Genomic DNA, 19,310 nt, shown 5'->3' with positions numbered 1-19,310 from the left:
GTTCGCCCTCGCCGCACTTGGTCGGGGAGCACCGCACCCGGCCCCGAACGGCCTCTGACGCCACATCAGGGACGTCCAGGAGCAGCGGGACCCGCCGTGGAGGCTCGGAGGTGTTGCCGGGAGACCCGCCGGGCGCCACTTCGACGACAGCGCCTAGGACCGCGCCTCCGGCAGGAGCACCACCTCGGACGGGGCGAAGGAGACCCGGACCCGGTCCCCCGCGGCCGGGGCGCCGGCCAGTCCGCATTCGGCCTCCAGCTCCGGGCCCGACTCCGGCCGCAGGAGCAGGGCGACGTGCGTCCCCCGGAAGGTCCGCGACAGCACCTCGCAGGCGAGCCCGTCCTCCCCGAGCAGCACCCCGGCGGGCCGGATCAACAGCTGCCGCTCCCCTTCCGGGGACCCGGCGGGGACCGGCACCTTGCCCCACGGGGTGGCCGCGGCGTCGCCCGAGACCGCCGCCGGGACCACGTTCTCGAAGCCCAGGAACCGCGCCACGAACTCGGAGGCCGGCCGCTGCCACACCTCCAGCGGGGTCCCGGCCTGGGCGATGCGCCCGTCGCGCATCACCACCACCCGGTCGGCGAGCGCGAAGGCCTCGCCCTGGTCGTGGGTGACGGCCAGCACGGTGGTGCCCAGCCGGCTGAACAGCCCCCGCAGCTCCACCACGAGCCGCTCCCGCAGCCCCCGGTCCAGCTGCCCCAGCGGCTCGTCCAGCATGAGCAGCCGGGGCGAGGGCGCCAGCGCACGGGCCAGCGCGACCCGCTGCTGCTCACCGCCCGACAGCGAGGCCACCGCCCGGCCCCGGGCCCCGGGCAGGCCGACCAGTGCGAGGAGCTGCTCGACCTGGGCCTCGTACGAGGCGCGCGCGGCGCCCCGCATCCGCAGCCCGAAGGAGACGTTGGCGCCGACGTCCCGGTGCGGGAAGAGCTGATGGTCCTGGAACATCAGGCCCACGCCCCGGCGGTGCACGGGCACCCGGGCCTGGTCGGCGCCGCCCAGCAGTACCCGGCCACCGGACACCTGCTGGAGGCCGGCGACGACCCGCAGCAGGGTGGACTTCCCGCTTCCGCTCGGACCCAGCACGCACACGATCTCGTGCTCGGCGACCGCGAGGTCCACGCCGTCCAGGGCGTGCCCGTCCGCACGTCCACCGAAGCGGACCGACACCCCTTCCAGCTGGAGCAGTGTCATCAGAACTCTCCGGAGGTCTTGTCGGGACGCAGCCGCTCCAGCGCCAGCAAGGACACCGCGCACACCAGCATCAGAATCGTGCTCAGGGCCATCGCCTGCCCGTAGTTCAGCTCACCGGCCCGCCCCAGCAGCCGGGCCACCGCCACGGGCAGCGTCGGCTGGTCCGGCCGGGCGATGAAGACGGTCGCGCCGAACTCGCCCAGGGAGATGGCGAAGGCGAAGCCCGCGGCGATCAGCAGCGCCCGCCGCACCAGCGGCAGGTCCACCTCGCGCCACGCCCGCAGCGGAGACGCGCCGAGCACGGCGGCCGCCTCCCGCAGCCGTCCGTCCACGGCCCGCAGCACCGGCAGCATGGTCCGCACGACGAACGGCACGCCCACCAGGGCCTGTGCCAGCGGCACCAGGATCCAGGAGGTCCGCAGGTCCAGCGGCGGTTCGTCCAGGGTGATCAGGAAGCCGAAGCCCACCGTCACCGCGGACACCCCGAGCGGCAGCATCAGCAGGGCGTCGAAACCGCGTACGAAGCGGCCGCCGCGCCGGGTCAGCGCCGCGGCGGCGAGCCCGCCGACGACCAGCGCGATGGCGGTGGCGGCGAGCGCGTACTGCAGGGAGTTCCAGATCGCCTCCAGCGGCGGCACCAGGAAGGTTCCTCCCCCGGCGGCCTCGTCCTGGAGCGCCCGGTAGAAGCCGAAGCCGTACCCGCCGGGTGCGTCGAAGGACCGCTCCACGAGGACGGCCAGCGGCGCCAGGATCAGCAGCGCCACCGTCAGCAGCACCCCGCCGAGCAGCGCCCGCTGGGCCCAGCCGGCCGGCCGGTGCGCGGTGCGCCCCGGATCCACCAGCCGCAGCGCCGTCTCCCGTTTGCGGACCGTCCACGCGTGGACGGCCAGGATCGCGCCGACGGCCGCGAACTGCACCATCGTCAGCACGGCGGCGGTGGGCAGGTCCAGGAGCTGCGCGGTCTGCCGGTAGACCTCCACCTCCAGGGTGGAGTACGAGGGTCCGCCCAGGATCTGCACGACGCCGAAGGAGGTGAAGGTGAAGAGGAACACCATCAGCGAGGCGGCGGCGACCGCCGGGACCAGCGCGGGCAGCGTCACCCGCCGCCAGGCGGCGAACCGTCCCGCTCCCAGGACCCGGGCGGCCTCTTCCTGGCGCGGGTCCAGCTGCGCCCACAGGCCGCCGACGGTCCGTACGACGACCGCGTAGTTGAAGAAGACGTGCGCGAGCAGGATCGCCCAGACGGTGGTGTCCAGCCGGACGCCCCACAGCTCGTCCAGCAGCCCGCCGCGTCCGACGAGCGCGAGGAAGGCGGTGCCGACGACCACGGTCGGCAGTACGAAGGGGATGGTGACCACGGCGCGCAGGAGCTGTTTGCCGGGGAATTCGAGCCGCGCGAAGACGTACGCGGCGGGGAGCCCGATCAGCAGGGTGAGCCCCGTGGAGGCGAGTGCCTGCCAGGTGGTGAACCACAGCACGCCGGCGATGTCGGGACGGGCCAGCACCTCGCCGAAGCGGCCGAACTGCCAGCCTTCGCCGTTCTTGAGTCCGCGCCCGACGATCGCGGCGACGGGGTAGGCGAAGAACAGCCCGAAGAAGGCGAGGGGCACGGCCATCAGGGCGAGCCGCGCCCCGGCGGCCCGGCGCCGCTGCCGGGACCCGCGTCCCGGTCCGGAGCCGGAGCCCGGCCCGGGTGCGGGCACGGCGCCCCCCGGCGCCGTGCCCGCACCCGCGGTACCGCCTACTTCACGACGAGCGAGGTCCATGCCTTGACCCACTGCTCACGGTTCTTGGCGATGGTGTCCGGCGTGACGTTCTCCGGCTTCTCGATCACCACACCGTGCTTCGTGAACAGTTCCGGCAGGGCAGCGTCCTTCGCCACCGGGTTCACGAACATCTGGAGGGGCATGTCCTCCTGGAACTTCTTGCCGATCAGGAAGTCGAGGAGCGCCTTGCCGCCCTCCTCGTTCTTCGCGCCCTTCAGCAGACCCGCGAACTCGATCTGGCGGAAGCAGGTGCCGGTGGCGACGCCCGTCGGGGCCTCGGCCGGCTGCGGATCGGCGTACAGCACCTCGACCGGCGGGCTGGAGGCGTAGGAGACGACCAGCGGGCGGTCGCCCTTGGCCTTCTTGCCCCCCGCGGAGCCGGAGAAGCGCTCGTTGTAGGCCTGCTCCCAGCCGTCGACGACCTCGACGCCGTTGGCCTTCAGCTTGCTCCAGTAGTCCTTCCAGCCGTCCTCGCCGTACTTGCCGACGGAGGCGAGCAGGAAACCGAGCCCGGGCGAGGAGGTCGCGGCGTTCTCGGTGACCAGCAGGTTCTTGTACTCGGGCTTGATCAGGTCGTCCAGCGTCTGCGGCGGAGCGATCTTCTTCTCGGCGAAGTACGCCTTGTCGTAGTTGACGCAGACGTCGCCGGAGTCGATCGGGGTGACCCGGTGCTCCTTGTCGAGCTGGAACTCCGGCTTCACCTCGCCCAGGCCCTTGGCCTCGTACGGCGTGAAGATGCCGTTGTCGAGGGCGCGCGAGAGGAGGGTGTTGTCCACGCCGAAGAAGACGTCGCCGCGCGGGGAGCCCTTGGTGAGGATCTCCTGGTTGAGCGCCGCGCCCGCGTCCCCGGACTTGAGCACCTTGACGGTGTAGCCGCTCTGCTGCTCGAACTCCTTCAGGACCGCCTCGGTCGCGTTGAAGGAGTCGTGGGAGACGAGCGTGACGGTCTTGGACGCGGGGGCGTCGCCCGCGGACTTGTCCGTGGCCCCGCCGCCTCCGCACGCGCTGAGTGTGGTGACGCCGAGGGCAGCCGCGAGTGCGGCCCCCGCGAACTTCCTGGTGGTGCTCACTGGTGTATTCCTCCTGGGATGACCAGGAGAAGACGCGGCCCTGCCCGGCGCTCTGGTGGGAGCGGTCGCCTGGGCAGGGCGCAACAGCTTGAGTGATGACCGAACTTCCTACCCCGAATGACCGGGGCGAGGTTCAGAGGGTCTGCGGATGACGGTCCCGCACTCTCAGCGCTGTGGCGCTCCCCTGTCGGAATATGAAATTGGTTCGGCCACAGGGTACCCCGCGGCCGAATGTCACCGGCCGTAAATGGAGGCTAGCGTTCCGATGCGGCCAGCTGACCGCACGCGCCGTCGATCTCCTGGCCCCGGGTGTCCCGTACGGTCACGGGCACCCCGTGCCGGGCGATGGCCTCCACGAAGGCCTTCTCGTCCTCGGGCCGCGAGGCGGTCCACTTCGAACCGGGCGTCGGGTTCAGCGGGATGAGGTTGACGTGCACGCGCTTGCCCTTGAGCAGCTTGCCGAGCAGGTCGCCGCGCCAGGCGTGGTCGTTGATGTCGCGGATCAGCGCGTACTCGATCGAGATCCGGCGGCCGGACTTCTCCGCGTACTCCCACGCCGCGTCCAGGACCTCACGGACGTTCCACCGCGTGTTCACGGGTACGAGGGTGTCGCGCAGCTCGTCGTCGGGCGCGTGCAGCGAGACGGCGAGACGGCACTTGAAGCCCTCGTCGGCGAAGCGCAGCATGGCCGGGACCAGGCCCACGGTGGAGACGGTGATGCCGCGCTGCGACAGGCCCAGGCCGTCCGGCTCGGGGTCGGTGAGGCGGCGGATGGCGCCGACGACGCGCTTGTAGTTGGCCAGCGGCTCGCCCATGCCCATGAAGACGATGTTCGAGAGCCGGGCCGGACCACCGGGGACCTCGCCGTCGCGCAGGGCGCGCATGCCGTCCACGATCTGGTGCACGATCTCGGCGGTGGAGAGGTTGCGGTCCAGCCCCGCCTGGCCGGTGGCACAGAACGGGCAGTTCATCCCGCAGCCGGCCTGCGAGGAGATGCACATGGTGACCCGGTCGGGGTAGCGCATCAGCACGGACTCGACGAGCGTGCCGTCGTGCAGCTTCCACAGGGTCTTGCGGGTGGTGTCGTTGTCGCAGCTGATGTGCCGGACGACGTTCATCAGGTCCGGCAGCAGCTCCTGCTGGAGCTTCTCGCGGGACGCGGCGGGGATGTCCGTCCACTCCGCCGGGTCGTGCGCGTACCGGGCGAAGTAGTGCTGGGAGAGCTGCTTGGCCCGGAACGGCTTCTCGCCGATCGCGGCGACCGCCTCGCGGCGCTCCTCGGGAGTGAGGTCGGCGAGGTGCCGGGGCGGCTTCTTGGCTCCGCGCGGGGCGACGAAGGTGAGCTCTCCCGGAACAGGGCGGGCCATGGCAGGTACTCCTTGTAAGACGAAAGGCGCGCCGCAGAAGCAGCGCGCCTTCCAAGAGTAACCGCCCTGCGTATCACGGCGCCTTTTCGCAGGTCAACGGCTCAGCCGGTGCCGACGAACGCCACCAGCAGCAGCCACACCACCGGGGCGGTCGGCAGCAGCGAGTCCAGCCGGTCCATGATGCCGCCGTGGCCCGGCAGCAGGGTGCCCATGTCCTTGATGCCCAGGTCCCGCTTGATCATCGACTCGCCGAGGTCGCCCAGCGTGGCGCTGACCGCGACCGCGAGTCCCAGCAGGAGACCCTGCCACCAGGCTCCGCCGTCGATGAGGAACTCCATGCACAGCGCACCCGCCGCCATCGCGAAGGCCACCGCGCCGAGCAGGCCCTCGCGGGTCTTCCCGGGGCTGATGCGCGGTGCGAGCTTGTGCTTGCCGAAGCGCCAGCCCACCGCGTAGGCCCCCGTGTCGCTGACCACGGTCAGGACGAGGAAGGTGACCACGCGCTGCGGACCGTCGTCGGCGGTGAGCAGCATCGCGACGAAGGTCGCGAGGAAGGGCACGTAGAACGCCGCGAAGACACCGGCCGTGACGTCCTTGAGGTAGTTCTCGGGCGGCTCGGTCATCCGCCAGACCAGGACCGCGAGCGCGGTCAGGGCCATGGCCACCCAGGCGCCCTCGGCCCCCCGGACGTAGCCGGCGATGACCATGGCCGCGCCACCGACCGCGAGCGGTACCAGCGGGGCCTTGATGCCCTTCTTCTCGTGCAGCCGGGAGGTCAGCTCCCACAGGCCCACCACGACCGCGACGACGACGACGCCGACGAAGACCGCCTTGACGACGAAGAGCGAGGCGAAGATCACCGCGCCGAGGCCGACGCCCACCCCTATGGCGGCCCGCAGGTCCCGCCCGGCGCGCTTCCTGGGCGGCGGGGGCGGGGCGTCCTGCGGCTGCGGGGCAGGCGGAGGCGGGGGGCTGGGCATGGGCTCCTGCGGCGGCGTCTCGTCGCGGAAGAGGGGGCCGCGGTCCGCGGCGGCCCCCCGATCGCGTGCTTCCCGGTCGTCGAAGTCACGGCCGGCGGCATCGGGCACGATGGGCATGGGCCGAGTGTGCGGGCCCGCCTGCGCATCGTATGCGGGACCCGCCGGAACCGGCTCCGGCTGCCAGGAAGAGTCGTTCATCAGACTTCGAGGAGCTCGGCTTCCTTGTGCTTCAGCAGCTCGTCCACCTGCGCGACGTACTTCGCGGTGGTGTCGTCGAGCTCCTTCTCGGCGCGGCGCACCTCGTCCTCGCCGGCTTCCTTGTCCTTGACGAGCTTGTCGAGGGCGTCCTTGGCCTTGCGGCGGACGGCGCGGATCGAGACCTTGGAGTCCTCGGCCTTGGTGCGCGCGACCTTGATGTACTCCTTGCGGCGGTCCTGCGTCAGCTCGGGGAAGGTCACCCGGATGATGCTGCCGTCGTTGCTCGGGTTGACGCCGAGGTCGGAGTCGCGGATGGCCTGCTCGATGTTGCGCAGCGCGCTCTTGTCGAACGGGGTCACGATCGCCATGCGCGGCTCGGGCACCGAGAAGGAGGCGAGCTGGTTGATGGGCGTGATGGCGCCGTAGTAGTCCGCCACGATCTTGTTGAACATCGCCGGGTGCGCACGGCCGGTGCGAATCGCGGCGAAGTCTTCCTTGGCGACGACGACGGCCTTTTCCATCTTCTCCTCGGCCTCGAGGAGGATCTCTTCGGTCACCACGTGCTCCTGCATGTCTTGAATGGATGGTTCGGGCGGGCGGGACGGGCGGAGCCGGGCAGGGCTCGGCCGGGCAGCGGACCGCTCAGGCCCGGGTGCCCTGGTCGCTGACGAGCGTGCCGATCTTCTCACCCTTGACGGCGCGGGCGATATTGCCCGCGGCGAGCAGCTCGAAGACGAGGATCGGCAGCTTGTTGTCGCGGCAGAGGGTGATGGCGGTGGCGTCCGCGACCTTGAGGTCGCGGGAGAGGACCTCGCCGTACTCCAGCGCGTCGAACTTCACCGCGTCGGGGTTCTTCTTGGGGTCGGAGTCGTAGACCCCGTCGACGCCGTTCTTGCCCATGAGCAGGGCCTCGGCGTCGATCTCCAGGGCGCGCTGGGCGGCCGTGGTGTCGGTGGAGAAGTACGGCATGCCCATGCCGGCGCCGAAGATGACGACGCGGCCCTTCTCCAGGTGCCGCACGGCGCGCAGCGGGATGTACGGCTCCGCGACCTGGCCCATGGTGATCGCGGTCTGCACGCGGGAGTCGATGCCCTCCTTCTCCAGGAAGTCCTGGAGGGCGAGGCAGTTCATCACGGTGCCGAGCATGCCCATGTAGTCGGACCGGGCCCGGTCCATGCCGCGCTGCTGGAGCTCGGCGCCGCGGAAGAAGTTGCCGCCGCCGATCACGACGGCGATCTCCGCGCCGTCGCGGACCACCGCGGCGATCTCACGCGCGATGGCGTGGACGACGTCGGGGTCGACGCCGAGCCCTCCGCCACCGGAGAAGGCCTCGCCCGACAGCTTCAGCATGAAGCGGCGGCCCTTCTTGTCCTGGTCGCTCTTGTCGTCGGATGCGGTGTGGGGGTCCACGCCCTGATTCATGGAGATCTCCTCGTGCACATACGAAGAAGGCCATTGCCGGTGGGTCCTCGCGGTTCCCTCTGCGGCAATGGCCTCCTCGTCAGATCTGCGGTCGCCTCGCGCAAGCGCGGACGACTGCTTCAGACCCTACCGGGGTCCGGCGTCCGTGGCGTACGGACAGAATCAGATGCCGACCTTGATGCGCGAGAAGCGCTTCAGGGTGACACCGGCCTCGTCCAGAACCTTCTGGACGGACTTCTTGTTGTCCAGCGCGTACGGCTGGCCGAGGAGGGTGGCCTCCTTGAAGAAGCCGTTGACGCGACCCTCGACGATCTTGGCGATGGCAGCCTCGGGCTTGCCCTCCGCGCGGGTGACCTCTTCGGCGATGCGACGCTCGGACTCGACCTTCTCGGCCGGGACGTCCTCGGCGGACAGCCACTGCGGGGCGAACGCGGCGATGTGCTGCGCGACGCCGCGGGCGACGTCCGCGTTCTCCTTGTCCAGCTCGACCAGGACGCCGATCTGGAACGGCAGGTCGGGCATCGTGCGGTGCATGTACGAGGTCACGTAACCGCCGGTGAACTGCGCGAAGCGGTCCAGGACGATCTTCTCGCCGAGGTTGGCGTTGGCCTCGTCGACGAAAGCGGTGACGGTCTTGCCGGGCTCGATCTCGGACGCGAGGAGCGCCTCGATGTCTGCCGGGGAGGTGGCGGCCACGTGGGCGGCCAGCTGGTTGGCGACGGCAAGGAACTTCTCGCCCTTGGCGACGAAGTCCGTCTCGCACTTCAGCTCGACGAGGACACCGGAGGTGTTGTCGTCGGCGATGAGGGAGACCACGGCACCGTTCTCGGCAGAACGGCCCTCGCGCTTGGCGACGCCCTTCTGACCCTTGATGCGGAGCGCTTCCTGAGCCTTCTCGACGTCACCGTCGGCGTCCACGAGCGCGTTCTTGCAGTCCAGCATGCCGGCGCCGGTGAGCTCGCGGAGCTTCTTGACGTCAGCGGCGGTGTAGTTCGCCATGAGTCTGTGATTCTCTCTCGAAGTCGTAGATCTACGGGTGAACGGCGGAGGCGCCGCGCTTGTGGCGCGGCTCCCCCGCCGTCATCGTCCGTGCTGCGAGTGCCCGGCGCGTGAACGCCGGGCGCTCGTAGTGGGTCAGGCCTGCTCGGCGTCGGCGGCCGGGGCCTCGGTCGCCTCGGCGGCCGGGGCCTCGGTGGCGTCGGCGGCCGGGGCCTCGACGGTCTCGGCGGCGGCCTCGGCCGGAGCGGCCTCAGCGGCGTCGTCGGCCTTCTTGTCGCCCTCGAGCAGGTCGCGCTCCCACTCGGCGAGCGGCTCGGCGGCGGCCTTCTCGCCCGGCTTCGAGTCACCGGTCGCAGCGCCGGAACGGGCGATGAGGCCCTCGGCGACGGCGTCGGCGATCACGCGGGTGAGCAGGGTGACGGAGCGGATCGCGTCGTCGTTGCCCGGGATCTTGTAGTCGACCTCGTCGGGGTCGCAGTTGGTGTCGAGGATGGCGACGACCGGGATGTGGAGCTTGCGCGCCTCACCGACGGCGATGTGCTCCTTCTTGGTGTCGACGATCCAGACGGCGCTGGGGACCTTCGACATCTCGCGGATACCACCGAGGGTCTTCTCCAGCTTGGTCTTCTCGCGGGAGAGGACCAGGAGCTCCTTCTTGGTGAGACCCGAGGCGGCGACGTCCTCGAAGTCGATCGCCTCAAGCTCCTTCAGACGCTGGAGGCGCTTGTAGACGGTGGAGAAGTTGGTGAGCATGCCACCCAGCCAGCGCTGGTTGACGTACGGCATGCCGACGCGCGTCGCCTGCTCGGCGATGGCCTCCTGCGCCTGCTTCTTGGTACCGACGAACATGACGGAGCCGCCGTGCGCGACGGTCTCCTTCACGAACTCGTAGGCGCGGTCGATGTACGACAGCGACTGCAGGAGGTCGATGATGTAGATGCCGTTGCGCTCCGTGAAGATGAAGCGCTTCATCTTCGGGTTCCAACGGCGGGTCTGGTGACCGAAGTGGACGCCGCTTTCCAGCAGCTCCCGCATCGTGACGACGGCCATGGCCATCTCCTTGGTTTCTCGGTTTGGTTCCTGACGCCCCGGCCGCGTCCTGCCCCATGAGGGACCGAGAGACGCTTTCACCTGGCCCTTTCGGGCTGGTGCTGGGGCGTGCGAAGTCGACCCGGTGACCCGGATCGCCACAAGAAGTGTACGGGACCGGTTGGTATGCCGGGTGACGCACTTGTCCACACCGCCCGGCCCGTCCACAGGCCCGGCCGCCGCCCGCCCGGCCCGCGCCACCCTGGGTCCATGACGACACTGCTGCTCAGCCTGCTGCTGCTCCTGGCCCAGGCGGCCCCGGGCCTGCCGGGGGTCCGCCCGCTGCCCGCGCCCCTGGTCGTGGCCCGCTGGTGGGACCCGCCCCCGACCCCGTACGCCGCCGGGCACCGCGGCGTGGACCTGTCCGCCCCGGTGGGGGCGGAGCTGCGCGCGGTCGCCGCGGGCCGGGTGCACCACGCCGGGCAGGTGGCCGGACGGGGGGTCCTGTCGATCGCGCTGCCGAACGGGCTGCGCACGACGTACGAGCCGGTCCGCCCGCTGGTCTCGGAGGGCGAGGCGGTCACGGCGGGCCAGGTGGTCGCGGTCCTCACGGAGGGCTCGCACTGTCCGGCCCCGTGTCTGCACTGGGGGCTGCTGGAGGGCGAGACCTACCTCAACCCGCTCGGCCTCCTCCCGCCCCCGGCCCCCCGGCTCCTGCCGGTTCCTCCCGCCCCGCCGGGCGGAGGCTGAGACGCGGGGCGGCGCGGGGCGCGTCCCCGGCAGGTCAGCCCCGGACGCCCCGCAGGGCCATCGCGACGGCGGCGTCCGTCACCACGCCCGGGTCCTCGGCCGCGCCGAGCTCGATCCGCCGGACCGCCGCGTCGACGACACCCTGGAGCAGCATCGCGGCCAGCTTCGGCTCCTGCTGCCCCAGGGCGCCGAGAGCCTCGACGATCATCGCCACGAGGCCTCCGTGAGCCGCGCGGATCTTCTCCCGGGCCCCCGCGTCCAACTCACTGGCCGAGATCGCCACCACCGCGCGGTGGCGGCGGTCCCCGACCAGCCCCAGCTGGCTGCGCACGTAGGCCTCGATCTTGCCCTCGGGCGAGTCGGCCTCTTCCATGGCCGCCTCGATCTCGGCGGCCCACACGGGGAAGTCCACCGCGCACAGCTCTTCGACCACGGCCGCGCGGGACCGGAAGTACTCGTACACGGAGGATCGGGCGAGCCCGGTCCGCTCCGCGAGGGCGGGGAAGGTCAGCGCCTCCGTCCCGCCTTCGGACAACAGGGAACGCGCAGCGTCCAAGAGGGCGCCGCGCTGCATCGACCGGTGCTCGGCCACGGAGGCCGCTCGAATCCTGGGCACGCATCCACTCTACGGAGGTACCGCAAGCTCACCGCCCGACATCCGCCAGCTTGGCCCGGAGTTGGAGGACCGACTTGGTGTGGATCTGGCTGACCCGGCTCTCGGTGACGCCCAGCACGTTGCCGATCTCGGCCAGCGTGAGGCCCTCGTAGTAGTAGAGGGTGACCACCGTCTTCTCCCGCTCGGGCAGGGTGTTGATGGCCCGCGCCAGCAGACGCCGCAGCTCCCGGTCCTCCGCGACCTCAACCGGGTTGTCGGCCGCGGTGTCCTCCAGGGTGTCCAGCAGCGAGAGGCGGTCGCCGCCTTCCCCGCCGCCGTGCAGCAGCTCCTCCAGGGCCACCACGTTCGCCAGCGACAACTGGCTGAAGACGGCGTGCAGGTCCTCCACGCCGATCCCCATCTCGCCGGCGACCTCGCCCTCGGTGGGGGTGCGGCGCAGCTGGGCCTCCAGCGTGGCGTAGGCCCGCTCCACCGCCCGCGCCTTCTGCCGGACGGAGCGCGGGATCCAGTCCAGTGCCCGCAGCTCGTCGATCATCGCGCCGCGGATGCGGGTGATCGCGTACGTCTCGAACTTGATGGAGCGGTCGATGTCGAACTTCTCGATGGCGTCGATCAGCCCGAAGACCCCGGAGGAGACGAAGTCGGCCTGCTCCACGTTGGGCGGCAGACCTACGCTGACCCGGCCCGCCACGTACTTCACCAGCGGCGAGTAGTGCAGGATCAGCTGCTCCCGCAGCCGCTCGTCACCCGACTCCTTGTACGAGCGCCACAGCACCTCCAGGGACGAGGGCGCGGTGGACCGCACACTGCCACGGGCGGCGGGGGGCACCGCAGCGCGGTCAGACCCTGAGGTGTGCTGGGGCATGCTTCGCCTTTGCCGGAGCCGGATTCCTTGGGAGCGTAGCGTGACGGAAGTGTCGCGGTGCGCGAAGAGTACGGGATCGCGCGGGGGCGCAGGGGCGTCCCGACTCGCGCGGGCGACCCGGGACCGGCGCCTGGCGCTCGGTCCCGGCGACTGCCACCGGGAAGACCGCGTCTCTCATCGGTTTCACTCTTTCACCGGAACGCCCCAGGTCAACGACCGCCTCGCCGGGAGCCTCCGGTTTGCGTGCTCCCACCGGGCCGTTGCCTGCTCAACTGCCAGCCGTCGCCCTGCCGTTCGACGAACCCCAGAGAGTGAAGTTCGTACAGTCTGCCGATGACTTCATCGACGCCGATGCCGGAGGCAAGTGCCACCGCGTCGAGTTGGGCGGGGCGCCCGGCGGGGAGCGCTTCGAGCACGCGGGCGGTGGCCGGGCGGAGCAGGTCCCTGGGCAGTACCGGCCCACGCCGCTCGGGAGCCAGCTCGCCCATGCCGCCCACCAGCTCCACCACCTCCGCCGCGTCGGACACCAGGAAGGCCTCGCCCCGCAGCAGTTCGTGCACCCCGGCCGAGAGCGCGCTGGTGGCGGGCCCGGGGACGCCCATGGTGATCCGGCCGAGGCCCTGCGCCCTCCGGGCGGTGACGAGGGATCCGCTGCGGTGGGCGGCCTCCACCACGACCGTGCCCCGGGTGAGGGCGGCGATGACCCGGTTGCGCAGGACGAAGCGGCTCGGCGTCGGATGGCTGCCCGGCGGCAGCTCGCCCAGGACCAGTCCCTGGCCCGCGATCCGCCCGAGGAGTCCGGCGTGGCCGCGCGGGTAGGCGACGTCCACCCCGCAGGCGAGCACCGCCACGGTGGCACCGCCCGAGGCCAGGGCGCCCCGGTGGGCCGCGCCGTCGATCCCGTACGCCGCCCCGGAGACCACCACCCAGCCGCGCTCGGCCAGCCCGCCGGCCAGGCTCTGGGCCATGTGTGCCCCGTACGGCGTGCAGGCCCGGGCGCCCACGAGGGCCACCGAACGCAGCGCCCAGGCCCGCAGGTCCGCCGCGCCCCGCAGCCACAGGCCGACCGGGCGGGCGTCGCCGAGGTCGTCGAGCTGCGTCGGCCAGTCCGGCGTCCCGGGTACGACGAACCGCACTTGGGCCTCGGCGGCCGCCGCCAGGTCCCGCCCGGGGTCGGCCCGCGCCGCCCGTCGGCGGTATCCGGCCAGCCGCTCCGGGCCCACCCCCGTCAAGGCCGCCGGCTCCGTCCCGCCTCCGGTCAGCCGCCCCATCAGTTCCACGGCGCCCAACTCCCGCAGCCAGCGCCCTCCGTGCTCGTCCCCCGGCTCCAGCACCCGGGTCAGGGCCGCCCGCGCCGCCACCTCCCCGGTCACGGCCTCTGCCCCGTCAGGAGCGGTACACCGCGCGGGATCCCGGTACGCAGCTCCAGCGCCACGGCCACGTCGAGCGGCCCGGGGCGGTCCCTGCCGCCCAGGTCGGCCACCGTCCAGGCGACCCGCAGCACCCGGTCCAGTCCGCGCGCGGTGAGCAGGCCCCGCTCCAGATCGCGCTCGGCCTGGCCCAGCGCTCCGGGCGCGGGCTGCCACCGGGTGCGCAACTCCCGCCCGGGCACCTCGCTGTTGATGCGCCACGGGGTGTCGGCGAAGCGCCGGGCGGCACGCGCCCTGGCCTCCACCACCCGGGCGCCGACGGTGGCACTGTCCTCGCCGCGGGCGCCGTCGCCGAGCAGGTCGCAACGGCTGACCGGCTCCACCTCGATGCGCAGGTCCACCCGGTCCAGCAGGGGGCCGGACAGCCGCGCCTGGTAGCGCCTGATCGACGAGGGCGCGCAGTCGCAGCCCGCACCGTGCCGGCTGTACCGCCCGCAGGGGCAGGGGTTGGCCGCCAGCACCATCAGGAACCGGGCGGGCAGCCGCACCACGCCGGCGGCCCGGGCCAGCACGATCTGCCCCGATTCGAGGGGCTGTCTCAGGGCGTCGAGCACCTGGGGCCGGAACTCCGGGGCCTCGTCGAGGAAGAGCACCCCCTTGTGGGCCAGCGAGACGGCGCCGGGCCTCGGGAGTCCGCTGCCGCCCCCGACCAGGGCCTGCATGGTCGCCGAATGGTGCGGAGCGCAGTACGGCGGGACGGTGACCAGCGGCTCCCCCGGCGGCAGGATCCCCGCGACGGAGTGGACGGCGGTCACCTCCAGCGACTCCTGCCGGGTGAGCGGCGGCATGATGCCGGGCAGCCGCTCGGCGAGCAGCGTCTTGCCCGCGCCGGGCGGGCCGCTGAGCAGGAGGTGGTGGCCTCCGGCCGCGGCGACCTCCAGGCTGCGCCGAGCGGCCCGCTGTCCCGCGACGTCGGCGAGGTCCGGTGCGTCCCATCCGCCGGCGCCGGTGAGGCCCGCTCCCGGCCCCGCCCCCGGGAGCAGCAGGCCTGCCAGTATCGGGTCCGGCCGGCCGGGGACGCCGGGCGGATCCTCCTCGGGCACCTCCCCGTCCGTGAGCACGGCGATCAGCTGGCGCAGGCTGCGGACGCCGAGCACCGAGACGCCGGGGACGAGCATGGCCTCGGCGGCGCACTGCTGCGGCACCACGACCTGCCGGTACCCGGCCTCCGACGCGGCGAGCACCGCCGGCAGGATCCCGCGGACGGGACGCACCCGGCCGTCGAGCCCCAGCTCCCCGACGAGCACGAGTTCCGCGATGACGCCGGGGTCGATCACCTCGGCGGCGCCGAGCACGGCTGCCGCGACGGCCAGGTCGAAGCCGGCCCCCGACTTCGGTACGGAGGCCGGGCTGAGTCCGACCGTGAGCTTCTTCTGCGGCCAGGCCGCCCCCGAGTTGACTACGGCGGCCCGCACCCGGTCCCGGCTCTCGACCAGGGTCTTGTCGGGCAGCCCCACCAGGGTGAAGGCCGCGACCCCCGGTTCGAGGTCGGCCTGGACCTCCACGACCACCCCGTCGACGCCCGCCAGGGCCACCGAACAGGCCCGTGCGAACCCCATCAGGCCACGCCCCTGACGTGTTCCACCACGGGCGCACCGCGCCGGGGCAGCACGACGCCGACGAGGTCGATCCGCACCCCGCCGCGGGGCGGTCCGCCGTGGTCGGCGAGCCAGCGCCCGGCGAGCCGGCGCAGCCGCTCGGCCTTCCCCGGCCGTACGGCGGCCATCGGGTGTTCGAACGGGCCTTCCCGCCGGGTCTTGACCTCGCACACGACGAGGGCGTCACCGTCGCGCGCGACGATGTCGATCTCCCCGCTGCGGCACCGCCAGTTCCTGGCGATCACGGTCATCCCGGCCTCGGTCAGCCGCCGGACCGCGAGTTCCTCGCCGTACCGCCCCAATGCCTGCTGTGCCACGCCCTTCGCGTTCATCGGGCACCACCTCCGGCACCGACGATCGCGCACCCCCGCCCACCCTGTGGATCTTGGTGGACAACTCCGCCGTTGTGGACGACCCCGTCACCCTGAGGGGGCCGGACCTCAGCTGCCGGGCAGTTCCAGGTCGCTCTTGTTGAGCTCCTCGATGTTCACGTCCTTGAAGGTCAGCACGCGGACCTGCTTCACGAAGCGGGCCGGCCGGTACATGTCCCAGACCCAGGCATCTGCCATCGAGACCTCGAAGAAGACCTCCCCCTGCACCGAGTGCACCTGCATCTCGTAGTCGTTGGTGAGGTAGAAACGGCGTTCGGTCTCGATCACGTACTTGAACAGCCCGACGACGTCGCGGTACTCCCGATAGAGCTTCAGCTCCATCTCGGTCTCGTACTTTTCGAGGTCCTCGGCACTCATGGCATGTTCCCCTTCAGCCGTGCGTCCCCCTATTGTGCGCCAGGCCCCCGCGCCCCTGGACGATGTCCGGGGCCAGGACCACCGGCGTACCCGGAGGGCCGTCGTCGAGCAGCGTGCGCAGCAGCTCGGCGAGTCTGGTCGGGTACACCGTCTCATGGGCCGCGAGAAGTTCCTCGGAGGTCCACCACCTGGCTCCGGTGACGCTGCGCCGCTCCAGCTCCGTGAGCCCGCTCATATCCGTCACCGTCCGGGCGGTACGGGCGAGGAAGTACCACTCGTCCTGTTCCCAGCGCCGCCCGTCGAAGGGGAAGGAGCAGTACCGGCGCCACAGCACCGGCCCGAGCTCGACGTCCCTGATCCCCACTTCCTCGGCGAGTTCCCGCAGCGCTGCCTGCTCCCGGCTCTCGCCGCCCTCCAGGCCCCCGCCGGGGGTGAACCACCAGTCGTCCGCGGGGTCGGCCGGCTCGAAGCCGTGCAGCAGCAGGATCCGGTCCGCGGGGTCCAGCAGGATCACCCGGGACACCTTCCGCACGCTCGGCGGTCCCGCGGGCCCGGGCGCCGTCGCGCCGGCCCGGTCAGCGGGCACCGGCCCGCTCCCGCCGCTTCCCCCGCCCCAGGACCCGTACGAGCGGCCCGTACGCGGCTCCGAGCAGCACGAGGGCGGCTCCGGCCACCACCATCACCACCTGGAGGCGCAGCGGGCCGGGCTGCGAGATCCCGCCGGGCAGCGCGGCGTACGTCTGCGGCCGCTCCAGCATCCGCATGGAGGGCCACGCCCGGGCGTCGACGCGGGCGCTGACGGCGGTGCGGGGCACGGTTCCCTGGCCGGCTTCCTGCAGGTGGGCGCGGGAGTCGAGCGAGGCGCCCCGCCGGTCCCCCAGCAGGAAGAGGTTCCCCTCGGGCACCGTCACCTCGAAGGGGCTGCCAGGCGCCGGGGGCTCCCCGGCCGGGGTGGGCAGGCCCGTACCGGGCTGGGTGGCGTCGATGAAGGGCTCGTCCAGCGGCACGCCGTTCACCGTCAGCGCGCCGGCCGCGCCGGTGCTCTTCACGGTGTCGCCGCCGATGCCGACGACCCGCTTGACCATGGGCGAATCGCTCCACATGGAATCAGTAAAGATGACCACGTCCCCGCGGCGCACCTCGTCGCCGTCGATGCGCTGTGCCAGCACCCGGTCACCGGGGCGCACGCCGGGCATCATCGAGTCGGTCGGCACCGTGTAGGGCTGGTAGAGGAACGCCGCCCACACGAAACCGCCGAGGAAGAGCGCGAAGCCGACGGCCACGGCGATCCCCGACAGCACGTCGCCGAGACCGCCGTGGCCGTCCCTGCCACTGCGTATTGCTTGTGTCCCGCCCATCCCAGCGCCCCCACACCTCGGAGATCGTCGACCTGGGCGGCACCCTACCCGGCGGTACGCCCGCGGGTCAGCCTCTGCCGGCGCCACAGCACGAGCGGAACCGCGCCGGTGAGCCCCAGCGCGGCCGGACCGAGCCCGGCCGGCGCCGGCCCGGAGGCGTCGAGGCCGAGGGCGGTGGCCCCTGCCTGCTTGCCGATGCCCGGCTGGTCGAAGGTGTCCGGGACCGGCAGGGTGGACCAGCGGGTCAGCGGCCACGCCACGACCACGGCCCGTCCGACGACCTTGTCGACGGGGACGAAGCCCTGGGTGAGGTCCTCCATGTGAAAGCGGGAGTCCTGGGAGTTCTGCCGGTGGTCACCCATGACCCAGATCTTGCCCTGGGGCACGGTGATGGGACCGAAGGGCTTGTCGTCGCACGGGGTGTTCCCGGGGAAGACGTAGGGCTCGTCCAGCTCCTTGCCGTTGACGACGACCGGTCCCCCCTTCTTGCACTCGACCGTGTCCCCGCCGATCGCGATGGTCCGCTTGATCAGGTCCTTCTCGTCGGCCGACGGCATCAGGCCGATCTTGCTGAGCGCCTTCTGGAAGAGGTTCGGCTCGGGAGTGGGCTCCCCGGACAGCCAGTTCGCGGGGTCGTGGAAGACGACGACCTCGCCCCGCTCGGGTTCGGATCCGAACCACGGGGTCAGCTTGTCCACCAGCACCCGGTCCCCCCGCTGCAGGGTGTTCTGCATCGAGTCGGACGGGATGGAGAACGCCTGGACCAGGAAGGTCTTGATCAGCAGGGCCAGCAGCAGGGCGATACCGATGAGGAGCGGGAGCTCCTTCCAGAAGGACCGGTGCGCGTGGGCCTTGGCACCGTCCTCCTCGGCCTCGCGCTCGACGGCATCGTCGTCCGGCCGCTCCTCGCCCTCGTCGCGTCCGGATCGTGCGCCCACCGCCACATCCCCCACATCCACTCCTCAATCGAGATCGCCGCCCGCTCCGACCGGACACGGGCCCTCCCCTCCCTTAACGAGCGGGAGTTCCCTAAGGCGCGGGAGACCCAGGACACACTATGCGAACGGGACGCCCCCGCCGCGCCTCCGCCGCCCGCGTGCCTCGGACCGTGCAGCGCCCCGCCGCTCCTGCCGTGCCTGGTCGGGGACCATGCGGAAGGTGTCGGGGGTCTCCAGGCGCCGCCAGTGCCCGAAGGGCCACGCGATCACCACGGCCTCGCCCACGACCTCGTCCTCGTCGATCGTCCCCTCGAAGGGCTCGTCGAGGTGGTAACGGGAATCCGCGGAGTTCGCCCGGTGGTCGCCCATCACGAAGATCCGCCCGGCCGGCACCCGCACCTCGAAGCGGATCTCGGAGGGGGCGTTGCCCGGGTTCACGTACGGCTCGTCGAGCGCCGCGCCGTTGACCGTGACCCGGCCCTTGGCGTCGCAGCACTTGACGGTGTCCCCGCCGACCCCGATGACGCGCTTGATCAGGTCCTGCTCGTCCGCCGAGGGCAGCAGGCCGATGAAGGTCAGCGCCTGCTTGACCTGTTTGACGCCGACCGGGTCCGGGGCAGGGCGGGCGCTCTCGCCCCTGAGCCAGCCGCCCGGGTCCTTGAACACGACGACGTCGCCGCGCTCGACCGGGGAGCCGAACCACGGGGTCAGCTTGTCCACCAGGACGCGGTCGCCGATCCGGATGGTCTGCTCCATCGAGCCGGACGGGATGAAGAACGCCTGGACCAGGAAGGTCTTGAGGACCAGGGCGATGCACAGCGCCACGACCACCAGCAGCGGGACCTCGCCGACCCGCCGGGTGCGGCGGCGCCGCCGCACCCGGCGCGCGGTCCGTCTGCGCTCCGCCCGGCCGCCCTCCACCACCGGGACCTGTTCCGGTTCGGGCTCCGGCTCCGGTTCCCTCGCCCCCCGCGGCCGGCCCCG

20 protein-coding genes and 1 riboswitch are annotated in these 19,310 nt (G+C 72.0%); of the genes, 1 reads left to right on the top strand and 19 read right to left on the bottom strand.

Going from position 1 to position 19,310, the window contains the following annotated elements; translation table 11 throughout:
- Positions 1 to 153: 153 nt before the first annotated feature.
- From ACFWUZ_RS25860 to rpsB, 9 genes are all read right to left on the bottom strand, one after another.
- Positions 154 to 1,191: an ABC transporter ATP-binding protein gene (locus ACFWUZ_RS25860; RefSeq protein WP_384377444.1), complete on the bottom strand. Its 1,038-nt coding sequence runs from the start codon at positions 1,189 to 1,191 to the stop codon at positions 154 to 156.
- The gene (locus ACFWUZ_RS25855; protein WP_384377659.1) at positions 1,191 to 2,807 is read right to left on the bottom strand and encodes an ABC transporter permease; all 1,617 of its coding nucleotides are present in this window, start codon (positions 2,805 to 2,807) and stop codon (positions 1,191 to 1,193) included. The genes ACFWUZ_RS25860 and ACFWUZ_RS25855 overlap by 1 nt, the downstream gene beginning before the upstream one ends.
- A gap of 125 nt (positions 2,808 to 2,932) precedes the next feature.
- On the bottom strand, positions 2,933 to 4,027 hold the full coding sequence (locus ACFWUZ_RS25850) for a thiamine ABC transporter substrate binding subunit (RefSeq protein WP_384377441.1): 1,095 nt from the start codon (positions 4,025 to 4,027) through the stop codon (positions 2,933 to 2,935).
- An 87-nt stretch (positions 4,028 to 4,114) separates the two neighbouring features.
- Positions 4,115 to 4,223: riboswitch (TPP riboswitch) on the bottom strand.
- 58 nt (positions 4,224 to 4,281) lie between these two features.
- Positions 4,282 to 5,394 carry a 23S rRNA (adenine(2503)-C(2))-methyltransferase RlmN gene (gene rlmN / locus ACFWUZ_RS25845; RefSeq protein ID WP_384377438.1) on the bottom strand — a complete coding sequence of 371 codons (1,113 nt, stop codon included), beginning with the start codon at positions 5,392 to 5,394 and terminating at the stop codon, positions 4,282 to 4,284.
- Between the two features lie 101 nt (positions 5,395 to 5,495).
- Positions 5,496 to 6,572, bottom strand: coding sequence for a phosphatidate cytidylyltransferase (locus ACFWUZ_RS25840; RefSeq protein WP_384377435.1), 1,077 nt, complete (start codon positions 6,570 to 6,572; stop codon positions 5,496 to 5,498).
- Entirely contained in the window at positions 6,572 to 7,129 is a 558-nt protein-coding gene (gene frr, locus ACFWUZ_RS25835; protein ID WP_031144133.1) for a ribosome recycling factor, read from the bottom strand. The genes ACFWUZ_RS25840 and frr overlap by 1 nt, the downstream gene beginning before the upstream one ends.
- A gap of 85 nt (positions 7,130 to 7,214) precedes the next feature.
- A complete protein-coding gene (pyrH, locus tag ACFWUZ_RS25830) occupies positions 7,215 to 7,994 on the bottom strand; it encodes a UMP kinase (RefSeq protein ID WP_384377432.1) in 780 nt (259 codons plus the stop codon).
- A gap of 162 nt (positions 7,995 to 8,156) precedes the next feature.
- Complete coding sequence (gene tsf, locus ACFWUZ_RS25825) at positions 8,157 to 8,993, bottom strand: translation elongation factor Ts (protein WP_384377429.1); 837 nt, start codon at positions 8,991 to 8,993, stop codon at positions 8,157 to 8,159.
- A gap of 135 nt (positions 8,994 to 9,128) precedes the next feature.
- Positions 9,129 to 10,043 (bottom strand): 30S ribosomal protein S2, encoded by a 915-nt coding sequence (rpsB, locus tag ACFWUZ_RS25820; RefSeq protein ID WP_384377426.1) that lies wholly within the window; start codon positions 10,041 to 10,043, stop codon positions 9,129 to 9,131.
- Between the two features lie 249 nt (positions 10,044 to 10,292).
- On the opposite strand from rpsB, the gene ACFWUZ_RS25815 reads away from it, so the two are divergent.
- Positions 10,293 to 10,772: a M23 family metallopeptidase gene (locus ACFWUZ_RS25815; protein WP_384377423.1), complete on the top strand. Its 480-nt coding sequence runs from the start codon at positions 10,293 to 10,295 to the stop codon at positions 10,770 to 10,772.
- A gap of 34 nt (positions 10,773 to 10,806) precedes the next feature.
- On the opposite strand, the gene ACFWUZ_RS25810 is transcribed toward ACFWUZ_RS25815, so the two are convergent.
- From ACFWUZ_RS25810 to lepB (ACFWUZ_RS25765), 10 genes are all read right to left on the bottom strand, one after another.
- Positions 10,807 to 11,364: a TetR/AcrR family transcriptional regulator gene (locus ACFWUZ_RS25810; protein WP_384377656.1), complete on the bottom strand. Its 558-nt coding sequence runs from the start codon at positions 11,362 to 11,364 to the stop codon at positions 10,807 to 10,809.
- A gap of 52 nt (positions 11,365 to 11,416) precedes the next feature.
- Positions 11,417 to 12,253, bottom strand: a complete 837-nt coding sequence (whiG, locus tag ACFWUZ_RS25805; RefSeq protein ID WP_384377420.1) for an RNA polymerase sigma factor WhiG — start codon at positions 12,251 to 12,253, stop codon at positions 11,417 to 11,419.
- 209 nt (positions 12,254 to 12,462) lie between these two features.
- Positions 12,463 to 13,626: a DNA-processing protein DprA gene (dprA, locus tag ACFWUZ_RS25800; protein ID WP_384377417.1), complete on the bottom strand. Its 1,164-nt coding sequence runs from the start codon at positions 13,624 to 13,626 to the stop codon at positions 12,463 to 12,465.
- Positions 13,623 to 15,242, bottom strand: a complete 1,620-nt coding sequence (locus tag ACFWUZ_RS25795) for a YifB family Mg chelatase-like AAA ATPase (protein ID WP_384377414.1) — start codon at positions 15,240 to 15,242, stop codon at positions 13,623 to 13,625. The genes dprA and ACFWUZ_RS25795 overlap by 4 nt, the downstream gene beginning before the upstream one ends.
- Positions 15,242 to 15,613 (bottom strand): YraN family protein, encoded by a 372-nt coding sequence (locus ACFWUZ_RS25790; protein WP_384377411.1) that lies wholly within the window; start codon positions 15,611 to 15,613, stop codon positions 15,242 to 15,244. The genes ACFWUZ_RS25795 and ACFWUZ_RS25790 overlap by 1 nt, the downstream gene beginning before the upstream one ends.
- 108 nt (positions 15,614 to 15,721) lie before the next feature.
- Positions 15,722 to 16,030, bottom strand: coding sequence for a DUF2469 domain-containing protein (locus tag ACFWUZ_RS25785; RefSeq protein WP_005311352.1), 309 nt, complete (start codon positions 16,028 to 16,030; stop codon positions 15,722 to 15,724).
- 13 nt (positions 16,031 to 16,043) lie between these two features.
- On the bottom strand, positions 16,044 to 16,616 hold the full coding sequence (locus tag ACFWUZ_RS25780) for an NUDIX hydrolase (protein WP_384377408.1): 573 nt from the start codon (positions 16,614 to 16,616) through the stop codon (positions 16,044 to 16,046).
- The gene (gene lepB, locus ACFWUZ_RS25775) at positions 16,606 to 17,388 is read right to left on the bottom strand and encodes a signal peptidase I (RefSeq protein ID WP_384377405.1); all 783 of its coding nucleotides are present in this window, start codon (positions 17,386 to 17,388) and stop codon (positions 16,606 to 16,608) included. The genes ACFWUZ_RS25780 and lepB (ACFWUZ_RS25775) overlap by 11 nt, the downstream gene beginning before the upstream one ends.
- Positions 17,389 to 17,432: 44 nt before the next feature.
- Complete coding sequence (gene lepB / locus ACFWUZ_RS25770) at positions 17,433 to 18,332, bottom strand: signal peptidase I (RefSeq protein ID WP_384377653.1); 900 nt, start codon at positions 18,330 to 18,332, stop codon at positions 17,433 to 17,435.
- A 111-nt stretch (positions 18,333 to 18,443) separates the two neighbouring features.
- The gene (gene lepB, locus ACFWUZ_RS25765) at positions 18,444 to 19,250 is read right to left on the bottom strand and encodes a signal peptidase I (RefSeq protein ID WP_384377402.1); all 807 of its coding nucleotides are present in this window, start codon (positions 19,248 to 19,250) and stop codon (positions 18,444 to 18,446) included.
- Positions 19,251 to 19,310 lie beyond the last annotated feature (60 nt).

Source organism: Streptomyces sp. NPDC058646, assembly GCF_042716875.1.
In the GTDB taxonomy this organism is placed as follows: Bacteria; Actinomycetota; Actinomycetes; order Streptomycetales; family Streptomycetaceae; genus Streptomyces.
Note: the sequence above shows the minus strand (reverse complement) of the source record. Positions and strands in the feature narration are given on the sequence as shown.

Bases quoted from the DNA above. Each gene is read 5' to 3' on its own strand.
- rpsB (WP_384377426.1), bottom strand. From the start codon at position 10,043: ATGGCCGTCGTCACGATGCGGGAGCTGCTGGAAAGCGGCGTCCACTTC.
- pyrH (WP_384377432.1), bottom strand. From the start codon at position 7,994: ATGAATCAGGGCGTGGACCCCCACACCGCATCCGACGACAAGAGCGAC.
- lepB (WP_384377405.1), bottom strand. From the start codon at position 17,388: ATGGGCGGGACACAAGCAATACGCAGTGGCAGGGACGGCCACGGCGGT.
- rlmN (WP_384377438.1), bottom strand. From the start codon at position 5,394: ATGGCCCGCCCTGTTCCGGGAGAGCTCACCTTCGTCGCCCCGCGCGGA.
- tsf (WP_384377429.1), bottom strand. From the start codon at position 8,993: ATGGCGAACTACACCGCCGCTGACGTCAAGAAGCTCCGCGAGCTCACC.
- ACFWUZ_RS25785 (WP_005311352.1), bottom strand. From the start codon at position 16,030: ATGAGTGCCGAGGACCTCGAAAAGTACGAGACCGAGATGGAGCTGAAG.
- ACFWUZ_RS25840 (WP_384377435.1), bottom strand. From the start codon at position 6,572: ATGAACGACTCTTCCTGGCAGCCGGAGCCGGTTCCGGCGGGTCCCGCA.
- whiG (WP_384377420.1), bottom strand. From the start codon at position 12,253: ATGCCCCAGCACACCTCAGGGTCTGACCGCGCTGCGGTGCCCCCCGCC.
- ACFWUZ_RS25795 (WP_384377414.1), bottom strand. From the start codon at position 15,242: ATGGGGTTCGCACGGGCCTGTTCGGTGGCCCTGGCGGGCGTCGACGGG.
- ACFWUZ_RS25860 (WP_384377444.1), bottom strand. From the start codon at position 1,191: ATGACACTGCTCCAGCTGGAAGGGGTGTCGGTCCGCTTCGGTGGACGT.
- ACFWUZ_RS25790 (WP_384377411.1), bottom strand. From the start codon at position 15,613: ATGAACGCGAAGGGCGTGGCACAGCAGGCATTGGGGCGGTACGGCGAG.
- ACFWUZ_RS25815 (WP_384377423.1), top strand. From the start codon at position 10,293: ATGACGACACTGCTGCTCAGCCTGCTGCTGCTCCTGGCCCAGGCGGCC.
- ACFWUZ_RS25855 (WP_384377659.1), bottom strand. From the start codon at position 2,807: ATGGCCGTGCCCCTCGCCTTCTTCGGGCTGTTCTTCGCCTACCCCGTC.